Genomic DNA, 14,912 nt, shown 5'->3' on the forward strand with positions numbered 1-14,912 from the left:
CTCTCGTTATCAAAGTTTGGTCAAGGACAGGCCAGCCCAGGTGGCGAGCAGCCCGCCGAATACGCTGATGGCCGCATAGCCAATCGCCAGCGGCACTTGCCCGCTTTCCAGCAGGCGCACGGTATCCAGTGAAAAGGATGAAAAAGTCGTCAGGCCGCCAAGAAAGCCAACCATCAGGCCGGCACGTACCTCGACAGGCACTTCCGGGCGTAACAAAAACAGGCCGTATAACACGCCGATCAACAGGCAGCCCACGATATTAACGGCGAGCGTCGCCGTATAGAAGTGTTTCGGCCAATTGGCGTTGATCCAATTGCCGGTAGCAAAGCGCAGCAGTGTACCGGCGATACCTCCCGCCGAAACCGCGACCACCAAAGGAATCATGATTTTCTCCGCTGCCGGGGGCTCAGACGGTCGAGGGTGGCCAGGTGATTGAGCTTTTCACCGATCTTCAGCTCCAGGCCACGGGGCACTGGCTGGTAGAACGGCTGCGGCGCCAGCTCATCGGGGAAGTAGTCTTCACCGGCCGCATAGGCATCCGGCTCATCGTGGGCATAACGGTATTCGTCACCATACCCCAGCTGTTTCATCAGCTTGGTCGGCGCGTTGCGCAGGTGCAGCGGCACTTCGAGGGAGCCATGCTCGGCGGCCGCACGCAGGGCCGACTTGAAGCCCATGTACACCGCGTTGCTTTTTGGCGCGCAGGCCAGGTAAGTGATGGCCTGGGCCACCGCCAACTCGCCTTCCGGGCTGCCGAGGCGCTCCTGCACTTCCCAGGCGGCCAGGCACAGGCTCAAGGCGCGCGGGTCGGCATTGCCGATGTCTTCGCTGGCCATGCGCACCACACGGCGCGCCAGGTACAGCGGGTCGCAACCGCCGTCGATCATGCGCGCAAACCAATACAGCGCGCCATCAGGGTTGGAGCCGCGTACAGATTTGTGCAGCGCCGAAATCTGGTCGTAGAAGGCTTCGCCGCCCTTGTCGAAACGCCGGCGCGTGTCACCGAGCAGGCTTTGCAACAGGTCGACACCAATCTCGCCGCCGTCTTCGGCCAGGTCGGACGCGTTCTCCAGCAAGTTGAGAAAGCGCCGCCCGTCGCCGTCGGCGGCGGTCAGTAAAATCTTGAAGCCCTCATCGCTGAGGCTCAGCTGGCGCTTGCCCAGGCCCTTGTCTTCGCTCAAGGCACGGTGCAGCAGCTTACGCATCGCCGCTTCATCCAGGCTCTTGAGCACATAGACCCGCGCCCGTGAAAGCAACGCGTTGTTCAATTCAAAGGACGGGTTTTCGGTGGTGGCGCCGATAAAGATCAGCGTACCGTCCTCGACATAAGGCAGGAACGCATCCTGCTGCGACTTGTTGAAGCGATGCACTTCATCGACGAACAGGATAGTGCGCTTGCCGTATTGCCCGGCCTGCTGCTTGGCGACTTCCACCGCCTGGCGGATCTCCTTGACCCCGGCGAGCACCGCCGAGACCGTTTCAAAGTGCGCGTCCGAGACTTTCGCCAGCAACCGCGCCAGGGTGGTCTTGCCCACGCCCGGCGGGCCCCAGAAAATCATCGAATGCAGCGCACCCTGCTCCAGGGCTTCGCGCAAGGGCTTGCCGCGAGCGAGCAGGTGTTCCTGACCGACGTACTCATCCAGGTTGGTCGAACGCAAGCGCGCGGCCAACGGCTGGGCAATCGGGTCACTTCGAAACAGATCCATGGGCAGCGTTTGAAACCTCTGGGCAGTTTATTCCTGGATCACGTCGGCACCCTTGGGGATGTCGAACTTGAACTTGGACGCGGGCACCGGCTGGTTGGCCTTGACCCCGGAGAACAGGATATCGGTGCGCTGGCCGACGCTGTCGACCAGGCGCATGTTGTTGATCACGCCGTTGCCGAACGACAGGGACAGCGTGTCAAACAGCGTGTCCTTGGATTTTGGCTTGAGGGTGAACTCGATGACGTTGCTGGTCTGCTTGGAGGTGATGTCGAAGCTGTCGTTGATTTTCGACACATCACCCGACAGCAGCAGTGCCGGGGTCTGGTTCAGGCGCGGATCGAGCTTCTTGATGGTGGCCTGTTCCAGGTCCGGGTCCCACAGCGTGACTTTCTGGCCGTCGGAAACGATGGTCTGCTCCGCCTTGCCTTCGGTATGCCAGTAGAACAGCCCAGGACGCTGCACGGCCATTTCACCGGCGGTTTCCTGCAACTGGGTGCCGCCGGCATCCAGGGTCAGCTGGGAGAAACGCGCGGTGAGGGTCTGGGATTTGTCCAACAGGTTCTTCAGGCTGGCGACGGAAGCCGGGTCGGCGTGAGCCGAAACAGCGGTCAGGGCCAGGGCCGGCAACAACAGCATGCGGATAAAGCGCATGGGAGTCCTCATTGAGTAGTCAGGGCGCGCCGCGTGTTGCCACGCGGCGCGGGATCAGTCGCGCATCTGCCCGGGGGCGATGACTTCACGCGAGCCATTGGTGTTCATTGCGGTCACGACGCCGGCCATTTCCATGGCTTCGATCATGCGGGCGGCGCGGTTGTAGCCGATTTTCAGCTTGCGCTGCACCGCCGAAATCGAGGCGCGGCGGCTTTCCAGTACGAAGGCCACGGCTTCGTCGTAGAGCGCGTCGGTTTCAGCATCATCGTCGCCACCGCTGCTGCCACCGTCGAAGCCACTGCCGGCCTCTTCCACGCCAGCGAGAATGTCGTCGTTATATTCCGGAGCGCCGCGCAGTTTCCAGGCTTCGACCACGCGATGCACTTCGTCATCGGAAACAAAGGCGCCGTGAACGCGGATCGGCAGGCTGGTGCCCGGCGGCATGTACAGCATGTCACCGTGGCCCAGCAGTTGCTCGGCGCCACCCTGGTCAATGATGGTGCGCGAGTCGATCTTGCTGGAGACCTGGAACGCCATGCGCGTCGGGATGTTGGCCTTGATCAGACCGGTGATCACGTCCACCGACGGCCGCTGGGTCGCGAGGATCAAGTGGATACCCGCTGCCCGTGCCTTCTGGGCGATACGGGCGATCAGTTCCTCAACCTTCTTGCCGACGATCATCATCATGTCGGCAAACTCATCGACCACCACCACGATGGTCGGCAGCTTGGTCAGCAGCGGTGCTTCATCGTGAATGCTTTCGCGCTTGTACAGCGGGTCGGTCAGCGGTGTGCCGGCGTCCTGGGCTTCCTTGACCTTGGCATTGAAGCCCGACAGGTTACGCACGCCCATCTTCGCCATCAGCTTGTAGCGGCGCTCCATCTCGGCAACGCTCCAGCGCAGGGCATTGGCGGCGTCCTTCATGTCGGTGACCACCGGGCACAGCAGGTGCGGGATGCCTTCGTAGATCGACAGTTCCAACATCTTCGGGTCGATCATGATCAGCTTGGCGTCATCCGGCCCGGACTTGAACAGGATCGACAGGATCATGGCGTTCACACCCACCGACTTACCGGAACCGGTGGTACCGGCCACGAGCAAGTGAGGCATTTTCGCCAGGTCGGTAATCACCGGCTTGCCGCCGATGTCATGACCGAGCGCCAGGGTGACCGGCGATTTGAAGTTGTCGTATTCCGGGGTCGACAGCACTTCGGAGAACCGTACGATCTGCCGGTCTTCGTTGGGAATCTCGATACCCACGGTGGTCTTGCCCGGGATCACTTCCACCACACGCACGCTGGTCACGGCCAGGGAACGCGCCAAGTCTTTGGCCAGGTTGGAAATGCGGCTGACTTTTACCCCGGCGGCCGGTTGGATTTCGTAACGGGTAATCACCGGGCCAGGATGGATCGAGTCCACCGACACTTCGACGCCGAATTCCTTGAGCTTGATTTCCAGCAGGTGGCCGACGGCCGCCAGGGATTCGGGGGAATAGTTGAGTTGTTTCTTTTCGGCCGGGTCCAGAATCGAGATAGGCGGCAAGGTGCCTTCGACGGCGCTGTCGATAAACAGCGGCGCCTGTTTCTCTTTTTGCACGCGATGGCTGGGCTCCGGCGCCTTGGGCGGTGCCGGGGCGATCACCGGCGGCACCTGCTTTTCACGGTCCGACATGTGCTTGCTCAGGGCCTGCTCGCGCTCGATCAAGCGCTCCTTGACCTTGGCTTGCTCGCGTCGATCCGGCGTGCTTGGGGCCACCACCTCGTTGACGCGGGTGTCCACTTCACGCAGCTGCGCCACCATTTGCTTGCGCTCGACACGGGCGGCCCACCAGCGGTTGGCGGCGCCCTGGAACAATTCGAACAGGTCGAGGGTGATCTTGCCGGTCACGTCCATCACCTTGAACCATGACAGGTCGGTGAATACTGTGAGGCCGAACAGGAACAGCGCGATGAACATCAGGGTGCTGCCCTGGATATTCAGGGTTCTGCGCGCCAGGTCACCAAGGCTTTCGCCCAGGGCCCCGCCCGCGCCCGCCGGCAGGCCAGTCGGTGCATGGAAGTGGATATGCGCCAGCGCAGCGCCCGACAGCACCAGGAACACCAGGCCGATCAGGCGCCAGGAAAACAGCCAGCCGCTCCACTGCCACGGCTCGTGACGCTGGCGGAAGATCTGCCAGGTCTTGATCGCCAGCAACAGCGGGAAAATGTAGGCGAAGTAACCCAGGATCATGAAGAGGATATCGGCGCTGTAGGAACCTACCGGGCCGCCGAAATTCTGCACATCATCGATCTTGCTGTTATGGCTCCAGCCCGGATCGTCCTTGCCATAGGTGAGCAAGGCCATCATCAGGAACAGGCACAGCGCACCGATGGCAATCAGTGCGCCTTCCTTGAGTCGGTAATGCAGGTGCTGGCGCCAGGCCGGTACGACTGCTGCTTTAGGTGCTGCGGCGGATTTCTTCAAAACGGGTCTATTCCTGCGCCTTTAGCGCGTCCATCTGTTGAATGACTACACACGACTGCTCTATCCGGAGCAGCTGAAAAATGAACGAATGTTGCTGAATCTACTTTTAACACCCGGTGACGGATAGGTGAAATGGCGATAACGCCACAATGGCCGCATTGTACGGGTTTGCGTGCGCGATGCCACACACTTGCCGCTCACCTGACTGCACGCACAATTTGAGCATGCATTGCCTTTGCTGACAAAGGCTTATGAGCTGTATTTAGCAATCCAGGCAAGCTTGGCAAAGGGCCTGTATGCGCCAGACCCGATTACGACCACACCCGGTGTGCAGAGTTGCAGAAACACCCGCTCATGCTAATCCACGTCAATAGGCTATTCGGGCTGGCCCCGTGGCGCCGGGTCGTCAATAATCAACGCTTGCGGCGCAGGTGAATGACCTGCCACTCCCCTCCCCTTCCGTAAGCCTGGATGCCATGCTGACCTGGTTACAACGCGACACCCTGACGTTCCCTCCCCTGGCCAAGGCCATGCGCGAACCCAACGGCCTGCTCGCCGCCGGTGGCGACCTGTCGGCCGAACGACTGATCCAGGCCTACCGCCATGGCTGCTTTCCCTGGTTCTCCGAAGGCCAGCCTATCCTCTGGTGGTCACCCGACCCGCGCACAGTGATATTCCCCGACGAGCTGCATGTTTCCCGCAGCCTGGGCAAATTACTGCGCCAGCAGCGCTATACCGTGACCTTCGACCAGGACTTCGCCGCCGTCATCCAAGCCTGCGCCGCGCCCCGCGCCTACGCCGATGGCACCTGGATCACCGAAGGCATCCAGCAGGCCTATCTGGAGCTGCACCAGCGCGGCTACGCGCATTCGGTCGAGGTCTGGGACCAGGGCGAACTGGTGGGCGGGCTGTATGGCCTGGCGATGGGCCAATTGTTTTTTGGCGAATCCATGTTCAGCCGCGCCGACAACGCCTCCAAATTCGGTTTCGCCACGTTGACCCGGCAACTGCAAGCCTGGGGGTTTGTGCTGATCGACTGCCAGATGCCCAACGATCACCTGCACAGCCTGGGTGCCCGCGGCATACCGCGCAGCGTCTTCGCCGACTTCCTGCACAAACATCTGGACCAACCCAACGCTGGGCCGTGGGTTTCCTAGGCGACTTTCGCGCACGTGGCTTACACTTATTTCAAAGCTTATCCCGAGGGTTGATCATGACCGAGCTGGCGCGCTTGAAGTTCTATGCCACTCAAGCCCACTCATGCAGCTATCTGCCCGACGAGCAGGCCACCACGCTGTTCCTCGATCCCAGCCAGCCCATGGACGTGCATGTGTATGCCGACCTGTCCGAGATGGGCTTTCGGCGCAGCGGCGATCATCTGTACCGCCCCCATTGCCAGAACTGTAATGCGTGTGTGCCTGCGCGCATCCCGGTGGCGCAATTTTCGCCCGACCGTAACCAGAAACGCATTCTCAAGCGCAACGCCGACTTGACCGTACATGCCACTAACCCCCAATACAGCGAAGAGTATTTCGATCTCTACCAACGCTATATCGAGCAGCGACACGCGGACGGCGATATGTATCCGCCCAGCCGCGACCAATTTTCTACGTTCCTGGTGCGTGACCTGCCCTTTTCGCGCTTCTACGAGTTCCGCCTCGACGGCCGCCTGCTGGCCGTGGCGGTGACCGACCTGCTGCCCAACGGCCTCTCGGCGGTGTACACCTTCTATGAACCAACCGAAGAACGCCGCAGCCTCGGGCGCTTCGCCATCCTCTGGCAAATAGGCGAAGCGCTGCGCCTGGAACTGGAAGCGGTGTACCTCGGATACTGGATCAAAAACTGCAAAAAGATGAACTACAAGACCCAATATCGGCCCATTGAGCTGCTGATTAATCAAAGATGGGTCACGCTTAACTAGAACCCCTTGGCTTGAACACCCTTTTTCGGGCACAATGCACGCCGCTTTTGCCTGGCGCAGTTGCACCGGGCCATTCACTGGATACCGAGGGCTTTACTGCATGTCGAAAGAAGACAGCTTCGAAATGGAAGGCACTGTCGTCGACACCCTGCCCAACACCATGTTTCGTGTGGAGTTGGAAAATGGGCACGTCGTAACCGCGCATATCTCCGGCAAGATGCGCAAGAACTACATTCGTATTCTTACCGGTGACAAAGTGCGCGTCGAGCTGACGCCCTATGACTTGAGCAAAGGGCGCATCACTTACCGCGCTCGCTAAGCAAGTCAATACAAAACGCCCGGTTATGCCGGGCGTTTTTGTGTGCGCAGGATTTATAGGGACTGCAAAAACAACTGTAGGAGCGAGCTTGCTCGCGAAGAACCCAAGGACAACGCGGCGAATCAGACAGCATGCGTTATCGTTGACGATCTTCGCGAGCAAGCTCGCTCCTACAGGTTTACCCGTCCTGCAGGTCGATGTGCACCACGCCGCCATGCTCGGAGAATACAAAACGCCCGGTTATGCCGGGCGTTTTTGTGTGTGCAGGATTTATAGGGACTGCAAAAACAACTGTAGGAGCGAGCTTGCTCGCGAAGAACCCAAGGACAACGCGGCGAATCAGACAGCATGCGTTATCGTTGACGATCTTCGCGAGCAAGCTCGCTCCTACAGGTTTACCGCTATCAGGCCATTTCCGCCGTGGTCTCGAACTCGAAGGTCAGCTCGCCGTCCTTCAGGTCTATGTGCACCACGCCGCCATGGTCGGAGAGTTCGCCGAACAGGATCTCTTCGGCCAATGGCCGTTTGATCTTGTCCTGGATCAGACGCGCCATTGGGCGTGCGCCCATTGCCGCATCGTAGCCGCCCTCTGCGATCCAACTGCGGGCCGCTTCCGTCACATCCAGCTGCACGCGCTTGTCTTCCAACTGCGCTTGAAGCTCGGTGAGGAACTTGTCCACCACGCTTTTGATGACCTCATGGCTGAGGCGACCAAACTGGATAATGGTGTCCAGGCGGTTGCGGAACTCCGGCGTGAAGCTCTTCTTGATCACTTCCATGGCATCAGACGAGTGATCCTGATGCGTAAAGCCGATCGAAGCCCGCGCCGCGGTTTCAGCACCGGCGTTGGTGGTCATGATCACGATGACGTTGCGGAAGTCCGCCTTGCGCCCGTTGTTGTCGGTCAGGGTGCCGTGGTCCATGACCTGCAACAGCAGGTTGAAGACTTCCGGGTGAGCCTTTTCGATTTCATCGAGCAACAATACGCAATGTGGCTGCTTGGTGATCGCCTCGGTCAACAGGCCGCCCTGGTCGAAGCCGACATAGCCCGGAGGCGCACCGATCAAGCGCGACACCGTGTGGCGCTCCATGTACTCGGACATGTCAAACCGCACCAGTTCGATACCCATGGCCTTGGCCAACTGCCGAGCCGCCTCGGTCTTGCCGACGCCGGTCGGGCCTGCGAACAGGAACGAACCGACTGGCTTGTCCGGCGACTTGAGGCCCGCACGGGACAACTTGATCGCGGTGGACAGCGAGTCGATGGCCGCATCCTGACCAAACACGGTGAGCTTGAGGTCGCGCTCCAGGTTACGCAGCAGCTCTTTGTCGGAACTGGTGACGTGTTTTGGCGGAATCCGCGCGATCTTGGCCACGATGTCCTCGACCTGAGGCACGTCGATGCGCTTCACACGCTTCTCGACCGGCTGCAGGCGCTGATAGGCACCCGCCTCGTCGATCACATCGATGGCTTTGTCTGGCATGTGCCGGTCGTTGATGTAGCGCGACGCCAACTCAGCCGCCGCACGCAAGGCCTCATCGGTGTACTCGATGCCATGGTGCGCTTCAAAACGCCCCTTGAGCCCGCGCAGGATGCCGATAGTGTCTTCAACCGACGGCTCGGACACGTCGACTTTCTGGAAGCGACGCGCCAGGGCACGGTCTTTTTCGAAGATGCCGCGAAATTCCTGGAACGTGGTCGAACCAATGCAGCGGATATCACCGGAGGACAGCAGCGGCTTGAGCAGGTTGGAAGCGTCCATCACCCCACCGGAAGCCGCACCGGCGCCAATGATGGTATGGATCTCGTCGATGAACAGGATGGCCTGCGGGCGTTTTTTCAGCTCGCCGAGCAACGCCTTGAAGCGCTTCTCGAAATCGCCACGGTACTTGGTCCCGGCGAGCAACGCGCCCAGGTCAAGGGAGTAGACGACACTGCTGGCCAGCAGGTCTGGCACCTGGTTGTCGACAATACGCTTGGCCAGGCCTTCGGCAATCGCGGTTTTACCCACGCCCGCCTCGCCCACCAGCAATGGGTTGTTCTTGCGACGACGCGCCAGGATCTGCGCTACACGCTCAACCTCATGCTCGCGCCCCACCAGCGGATCGATCCGCCCCTGGCGCGCCATTTCATTGAGGTTGCTGGCATAAGCATCCAGCGGGTTGCTGGAAGAAGAAGACTCACCGCCCTCCTCGTCCTGCATGTCCTGCTCACCCTCGGAATGATCGCCATGCCCAGGCACTTTGGAGATACCGTGGGCGATGTAATTGACCACATCAATACGGGCAACGCTCTGCTGCTTGAGCAGGAACACGGCCTGGCTTTCCTGTTCGCTGAAAATCGCCACCAGCACGTTCGCGCCTGTGACCTCACGCTTACCGGAGCTCTGTACGTGGAACACAGCACGTTGCAATACCCGCTGAAAGCCCAGGGTTGGCTGGGTTTCGCGATCCTCGTCATGCACGGGGATCAGTGGCGTGGTGGAGTCGATAAACTCCTGCAGGTCATGCTTGAGCTTGTCAAGGTTGGCGCCGCACGCACGCAGGACCGTGGCGGCAGCTTCGTTATCCAAAAGTGCCAGCAAAAGGTGTTCGACCGTCATGAATTCATGACGCTTCGAACGAGCCTCCTTGAAGGCAAGATTGAGGGTGACTTCGAGCTCGCGGTTTAACATAGCTTCACCTCATACCCAAGTGGTCGGCGTTAACCGTCCTTCTCGATTTCACAGAGTAGCGGATGCTGGCTTTCCCTGGCGTACTGGTTGACCTGCATGGCCTTTGTCTCGGCGATGTCGCGGGTAAACACTCCACATACTGCCCGTCCTTCTGTGTGAACGGCCAGCATTACCTTGGTCGCCAACTCGCGGTTCAGGTTAAAAAACACCTCGAGCACTTCGACGACGAAATCCATCGGTGTGTAGTCATCATTAAACAAAACCACCTTGTACATCGGCGGCGCCTGTAAAGCAGGCTTCGCCTCCTGAACAGCAATGCCTGCAGAACCGTCGTCGTCGTGTTCCTGATCCGGGCGATCCTGATTGAATGTTAGTCGAATCTGGCTGTTTGCATGCATGGGAAAGAAAGGTTCGTCAGTGGTTCAATTACAGTGGTGGGGGCGACCTGTCAGATTTTCAACTCCGACCCTTTGGTCACCTTGACTATCGGCGAAACGGTGTTACAACGAATAGAGCCCACAGTGGGTAAAAAAGGTCCGCGCAGTCAACCTTATTTATTCGGGTTAGGACGGATAGACAGGATGATACTCCAGTGATGGAGTCTGGTGCAGAGGGATATGGGAATGGCTAGTGGTAAGGTCAAATGGTTCAATAATGCCAAGGGTTTCGGCTTCGTCATTGAAGACGGCAAGACTGAGGACCTTTTTGCGCATTTCTCAGTGATCAAGATGGAAGGCTACAAAACGCTGAAAGCGGGTCAGCGTGTCAACTTTGAAATCATTCAAGGGCCAAAAGGCATGCATGCCGTAAATATTGTTGATGCGCCTGCCACTGCGGAGGGTGCGAAAGAGACAAAGGTTGAAAAATCAGAAAAGCTACGGGTCTGACCAGCAATAAAGCATTGAAAGCAAACCGGCCGCCCCGAATCATCAGGGCAGCCGGTCTTTTCTGCCTGTTTACATATGTTTGATCAACGCATCACCAAAGCCCGACGACGACACCAGCGTAGCGCCATCCATCAGACGCTCGAAATCATAGGTCACGGTCTTGGCCGAAATTGCGCCGTTGGTGCCCTTGATGATCAGATCCGCCGCCTCGACCCAGCCCATATGCCGCAGCATCATTTCCGCCGACAGGATCAATGACCCAGGGTTGACCTGATCCTTGCCCGCATATTTAGGCGCAGTACCGTGGGTGGCTTCAAACATTGCCACGGTGTCCGACAGGTTGGCCCCCGGCGCAATACCAATACCGCCCACTTCCGCCGCTAGGGCGTCGGACAGGTAATCACCATTGAGGTTGAGGGTCGCGATCACGTCATATTCAGCCGGACGCAGCAGGATCTGCTGGAGCATGGCGTCGGCAATGGCATCCTTGACCACCACATTCTTGCCGGTCTTGGGGTTCTTGAACTGCATCCACGGCCCGCCGTCGAGCAGGGTCGCGCCAAATTCTTCAGCCGCCACCTCGTAGGCCCACTCCTTGAAGGCCCCTTCGGTGAACTTCATGATGTTGCCTTTGTGCACGATGGTCAGCGAATCGCGGTCGTTATCCACCACATACTGCAAGGCCTTGCGCGCCAGGCGCTTGGTGCCCTCTTTGGAGACCGGCTTGACGCCAATCCCGCAATCCTGGTCGAAACGGATCTTGGTAACGCCCATTTCTTCCTTGAGGAACTTGATCACCTTGATCGCTTCCGGCGAACCGGCCTTCCATTCGATGCCCGCGTAAATATCCTCGGAGTTCTCACGGAAGATGGTCATGTCCACATCGCCGGGCTTTTTCACCGGGCTGGGCACGCCTTCGAACCAGCGCACCGGGCGAAGACACACATACAGGTCGAGTTGCTGACGCAGGGCTACGTTCAGCGAGCGGATGCCGCCACCGACCGGCGTGGTCAGGGGGCCCTTGATGGACACCACGTAATCCTTGACCGCATCCAGGGTTTCCTGGGGCAGCCAGGTATCCTGGTCGTAAACTTGCGTGGCCTTTTCGCCAGCGTACACCTCCATCCAGGAGATTTTGCGCTTGCCGCCGTAAGCCTTTTCAACAGCAGCGTCGACCACCTTGATCATCACCGGGCTGATGTCGACGCCAATACCGTCACCTTCGATATAGGGGATGATCGGTTGGTCAGGAACATTGAGAGAATGGTCTGCATTGACGGTGATTTTGTCGCCGACTGCCGGAACCTGAATCTTCTTGTATCCCATGCTGAACTCCATCTATGGATTGAACATCTGGCTGCGTTCGAGCCTACTCCAGATAAATGGCGACTGAAACCTCACGCCATGCTCATTTGCATCGAAAACAGCATATTTGGTGGCCTACAAGCCTGAAAGCAAAGGGAAAAGCGCCAATCTTGAGCACATCCCACCATCCCGTGCGCCTGCGACCTTTAGACCAATGGACGAGCCTCCTTTTTCATGAAGGCTCAGCGTAAGCATAGCGACCTATGTATAATGCCGCCGCTGACCAAAGAGTCACGATGGCGGACCGCTCTAGCACGTAGCCTTTCGCCAGAAAGCCGGACTATTACCATAGCCCACCCGCTTGACGCTCGACTGATGCAAACCAACATCACCGCGAAGAAACCTCGACATTTCGCTCATGGATGACTTTGAACGAACGCGCTCTACCCGGCGCATCTCGAGTTTCTGCGCACGCTTTCAGCAAAGAAGAGAGTTAATCCGAATATGCCCACCCGCTCGAAGATCATCTACACCTTCACCGACGAAGCCCCAGCCCTCGCCACCTATTCACTGCTGCCTATCGTAGAGGCCTTCACCGCTTCCGCTGATATTGCCGTGGAAACCCGCGACATTTCCCTCGCCGGGCGCATCCTCGCAAGCTTCCCCGAGCAACTGGGCACCAAGGCCATCCCGGACCACCTCGCCGAACTGGGCGACCTGGCCGTCACGCCTGAAGCCAACATCATCAAGCTTCCCAACATCAGCGCCTCGACCCCGCAGCTGCAAGCCGCGATCAAGGAACTGCAGGCCCAGGGCTACGCCCTGCCGGACTACCCTGAAACCGTAACCACCGACGCGGAAAAAGAAACCCGTGCACGTTACGACAAGGTCAAGGGCAGCGCCGTGAACCCGGTCCTGCGCGAAGGCAACTCCGACCGTCGCGCGCCGCTGTCGGTCAAGAACTACGCACGCAAGCACCCGCACAAGATGGGCGCCTGGGCCGCCGACTCCAAGTCGCACATTGCCCACATGAACAATGGCGACTTCTACGGCAGCGAAAAAGCCGTGCAGATCGAAGCCGCTGACGCTGTCAAAATCGCGCTGGTTGCAAAGGACGGCACCACCACCGTCCTGAAGGAAAAGACCAACGTTCAAGCCGGCGAAATCATCGACACCGCCGTGCTGAGCAAAAAAGCCCTGCGCAGCTTCATCGCCGCTGAAATCGAAGACGCCAAGAAGCAAGGCGTGCTGCTGTCGGTTCACTTGAAAGCCACCATGATGAAGGTCTCCGACCCGATCATGTTCGGCCAGATCGTTGCCGAGTTCTATAAAGACGCCCTGGCCAAGCACGCCACCGTGCTGGAACAGATCGGCTTCAACCTGAACAACGGCATCGGCGACCTGTACGCCCGCATCAAGGCCCTGCCGGCCGACCAGCAAGCGCAGATCGAAGCCGACATTCAGGCGGTCTACGCCGCGCGCCCTGCGCTGGCGATGGTCAACTCCGACAAAGGCATCACCAACCTGCACGTACCGAGCGACGTGATCGTCGATGCCTCGATGCCAGCGATGATCCGTGACTCCGGCAAGATGTGGGGCACCGACGGCCAGCTGCACGACACCAAGGCCGTGATCCCGGATCGCTGCTACGCCACCATCTACCAGGCGGTCATCGAAGACTGCAAGGCCAATGGCGCCTTCGACCCAACCACCATGGGCAGCGTGCCAAACGTTGGCCTGATGGCCAAGAAAGCCGAAGAGTACGGTTCCCACGACAAGACCTTCCAGATCAAGGCTGACGGCGTTGTCCGCGTCACCGACAGCCAGGGCAACCTGCTGATGGAACAGAACGTCGAAGCTGGCGACATCTTCCGCATGTGCCAGACCAAAGACGCGCCGATCCAGGACTGGGTCAAGCTCGCCGTCAACCGTGCTCGCGCCAGCAACACCCCGGCCATCTTCTGGCTGGACCCCAAGCGTGCCCACGATGGTGTAGTCGTCGAGAAAGTTCAGGCTTACCTCAAAGACCACAACACCGAAGGCCTGGACATCCGCATCATGGCCCCGGTCGATGCGATGAAGTTCACCCTGGAGCGCACCCGCAAGGGCCTGGACACCATCTCGGTGACCGGCAACGTGCTGCGCGACTACCTGACCGACCTGTTCCCGATCATGGAACTGGGCACCAGCGCCAAGATGCTGTCGATCGTGCCGCTGATGAACGGTGGCGGCCTGTTCGAAACCGGCGCTGGCGGCTCGGCGCCAAAGCACGTGCAGCAACTGCTGGAAGAAAACTTCCTGCGCTGGGATTCTTTGGGCGAGTTCCTGGCCCTGGCGGCGTCCCTTGAGCATTTGGGTGTGACGTACAACAACCCCAAAGCCCTGGTGCTGTCCAAGACCCTGGACCAGGCCACTGGCCAGTTCCTGGACAACAACAAGTCGCCATCGCGCAAAGTCGGCAACATCGACAACCGCGGCAGCCACTTCTACCTGGCGCTGTACTGGGCACAAGCCCTGGCCGCCCAGGCCGAAGACACTGCACTGCAAGCGCAGTTTGGCGAATTGGCCAAAACCCTGGCCGAGAACGAAGCAACCATCGTTGCCGAACTCAACGCCGTACAGGGCAAGCCAGTGGACATCGGCGGCTACTACGCGCCGAACCCGGAGCTGACCAGCAAGGCCATGCGCCCAAGCAACACCCTCAATGCGGCAATTGCCAAGTTGAAGTAAGGTTGTAAGGATGCAAAGAAGCCCCGGCCAAGTGCCGGGGTTTCTGTTTGTAGGGACTTCATTGAAGAAACCCAATCCAATGTGGGAGCTGGCTTGCCTGCGATTGCAGTCTGTAGGAGCGAGCTTGCTCGCGAAAAACGTCAACGATAACGCGTGCTTGCTGAATGAACGCGGCGCCTTTGAGTTTTTCGCGAGCAAGCTCGCTCCTACAAAAAGCCTTAACTGACTGGCATTAAGGCAGCCAGCTCCCACATT

At 59.2% G+C, this 14,912-nt stretch carries 13 protein-coding genes; 5 read left to right on the top strand and 8 right to left on the bottom strand.

What is annotated here, in order from left to right; all coding sequences use genetic code 11:
* Positions 1–9: 9 nt before the first annotated feature.
* From crcB to ftsK, 4 genes are read right to left on the bottom strand one after another with little or no spacing between them, the layout of a single operon-like run.
* Positions 10–384, bottom strand: coding sequence for a fluoride efflux transporter CrcB (gene crcB, locus V8689_RS16690; protein WP_003192080.1), 375 nt, complete (start codon positions 382–384; stop codon positions 10–12).
* Positions 381–1,706 carry a replication-associated recombination protein A gene (locus V8689_RS16695; protein ID WP_056783688.1) on the bottom strand — a complete coding sequence of 442 codons (1,326 nt, stop codon included), beginning with the start codon at positions 1,704–1,706 and terminating at the stop codon, positions 381–383. The genes crcB and V8689_RS16695 overlap by 4 nt, the downstream gene beginning before the upstream one ends.
* A gap of 27 nt (positions 1,707–1,733) precedes the next feature.
* A complete protein-coding gene (lolA, locus tag V8689_RS16700) occupies positions 1,734–2,357 on the bottom strand; it encodes an outer membrane lipoprotein chaperone LolA (protein WP_003174700.1) in 624 nt (207 codons plus the stop codon).
* A 54-nt stretch (positions 2,358–2,411) separates the two neighbouring features.
* Complete coding sequence (ftsK, locus tag V8689_RS16705; protein WP_003192084.1) at positions 2,412–4,820, bottom strand: DNA translocase FtsK; 2,409 nt, start codon at positions 4,818–4,820, stop codon at positions 2,412–2,414.
* A gap of 476 nt (positions 4,821–5,296) precedes the next feature.
* Here ftsK and aat point away from each other — a divergent pair, with 476 nt between their 5' ends.
* The 3 genes from aat (at position 5,297) to infA (ending at position 7,060) form a co-directional block, all read left to right on the top strand.
* Complete coding sequence (gene aat / locus V8689_RS16710) at positions 5,297–5,977, top strand: leucyl/phenylalanyl-tRNA--protein transferase (protein WP_003192086.1); 681 nt, start codon at positions 5,297–5,299, stop codon at positions 5,975–5,977.
* Between the two features lie 56 nt (positions 5,978–6,033).
* Positions 6,034–6,741 carry an arginyltransferase gene (locus V8689_RS16715; protein WP_056783685.1) on the top strand — a complete coding sequence of 236 codons (708 nt, stop codon included), beginning with the start codon at positions 6,034–6,036 and terminating at the stop codon, positions 6,739–6,741.
* 100 nt (positions 6,742–6,841) lie between these two features.
* Positions 6,842–7,060, top strand: coding sequence for a translation initiation factor IF-1 (gene infA / locus V8689_RS16720; protein WP_002553999.1), 219 nt, complete (start codon positions 6,842–6,844; stop codon positions 7,058–7,060).
* Positions 7,061–7,238: 178 nt separating this feature from the next.
* Here the strand turns inward: infA and V8689_RS16725 are convergent, their stop codons facing one another.
* The 3 genes from V8689_RS16725 to clpS are packed head-to-tail and all read right to left on the bottom strand — an operon-like array spanning position 7,239 to position 10,133.
* Positions 7,239–7,439, bottom strand: coding sequence for a hypothetical protein (locus tag V8689_RS16725; protein WP_314691695.1), 201 nt, complete (start codon positions 7,437–7,439; stop codon positions 7,239–7,241).
* A gap of 25 nt (positions 7,440–7,464) precedes the next feature.
* On the bottom strand, positions 7,465–9,735 hold the full coding sequence (gene clpA / locus V8689_RS16730; protein ID WP_003192090.1) for an ATP-dependent Clp protease ATP-binding subunit ClpA: 2,271 nt from the start codon (positions 9,733–9,735) through the stop codon (positions 7,465–7,467).
* Positions 9,736–9,764: 29 nt separating this feature from the next.
* Positions 9,765–10,133, bottom strand: coding sequence for an ATP-dependent Clp protease adapter ClpS (clpS, locus tag V8689_RS16735; protein ID WP_005789091.1), 369 nt, complete (start codon positions 10,131–10,133; stop codon positions 9,765–9,767).
* 219 nt (positions 10,134–10,352) lie between these two features.
* Between clpS and cspD the strand changes: the two genes are divergently transcribed.
* Positions 10,353–10,622, top strand: coding sequence for a cold shock domain-containing protein CspD (cspD, locus tag V8689_RS16740; RefSeq protein ID WP_056783680.1), 270 nt, complete (start codon positions 10,353–10,355; stop codon positions 10,620–10,622).
* A gap of 69 nt (positions 10,623–10,691) precedes the next feature.
* Here the strand turns inward: cspD and icd are convergent, their stop codons facing one another.
* Entirely contained in the window at positions 10,692–11,948 is a 1,257-nt protein-coding gene (gene icd / locus V8689_RS16745; RefSeq protein WP_005789095.1) for an NADP-dependent isocitrate dehydrogenase, read from the bottom strand.
* Positions 11,949–12,431: 483 nt separating this feature from the next.
* Here icd and V8689_RS16750 point away from each other — a divergent pair, with 483 nt between their 5' ends.
* Positions 12,432–14,657, top strand: coding sequence for an NADP-dependent isocitrate dehydrogenase (locus tag V8689_RS16750; RefSeq protein WP_056783677.1), 2,226 nt, complete (start codon positions 12,432–12,434; stop codon positions 14,655–14,657).
* The last annotated feature ends 255 nt before the right edge of the window (positions 14,658–14,912 follow it).

This window comes from Pseudomonas sp. AK181, assembly GCF_051122975.1.
Lineage (GTDB): Bacteria > Pseudomonadota > Gammaproteobacteria > Pseudomonadales > Pseudomonadaceae > Aquipseudomonas > Aquipseudomonas lactis.

What these genes read in the sequence shown, in the direction of transcription:
- crcB (WP_003192080.1), bottom strand. Translation starts at nt 384, where the DNA reads ATGATTCCTTTGGTGGTCGCGGTTTCGGCGGGAGGTATCGCCGGTACA.
- V8689_RS16695 (WP_056783688.1), bottom strand. Translation starts at nt 1,706, where the DNA reads ATGGATCTGTTTCGAAGTGACCCGATTGCCCAGCCGTTGGCCGCGCGC.
- lolA (WP_003174700.1), bottom strand. Translation starts at nt 2,357, where the DNA reads ATGCGCTTTATCCGCATGCTGTTGTTGCCGGCCCTGGCCCTGACCGCT.
- aat (WP_003192086.1), top strand. Translation starts at nt 5,297, where the DNA reads ATGCTGACCTGGTTACAACGCGACACCCTGACGTTCCCTCCCCTGGCC.
- V8689_RS16715 (WP_056783685.1), top strand. Translation starts at nt 6,034, where the DNA reads ATGACCGAGCTGGCGCGCTTGAAGTTCTATGCCACTCAAGCCCACTCA.
- infA (WP_002553999.1), top strand. Translation starts at nt 6,842, where the DNA reads ATGTCGAAAGAAGACAGCTTCGAAATGGAAGGCACTGTCGTCGACACC.
- clpA (WP_003192090.1), bottom strand. Translation starts at nt 9,735, where the DNA reads ATGTTAAACCGCGAGCTCGAAGTCACCCTCAATCTTGCCTTCAAGGAG.
- clpS (WP_005789091.1), bottom strand. Translation starts at nt 10,133, where the DNA reads ATGCATGCAAACAGCCAGATTCGACTAACATTCAATCAGGATCGCCCG.
- cspD (WP_056783680.1), top strand. Translation starts at nt 10,353, where the DNA reads ATGGGAATGGCTAGTGGTAAGGTCAAATGGTTCAATAATGCCAAGGGT.
- icd (WP_005789095.1), bottom strand. Translation starts at nt 11,948, where the DNA reads ATGGGATACAAGAAGATTCAGGTTCCGGCAGTCGGCGACAAAATCACC.
- V8689_RS16750 (WP_056783677.1), top strand. Translation starts at nt 12,432, where the DNA reads ATGCCCACCCGCTCGAAGATCATCTACACCTTCACCGACGAAGCCCCA.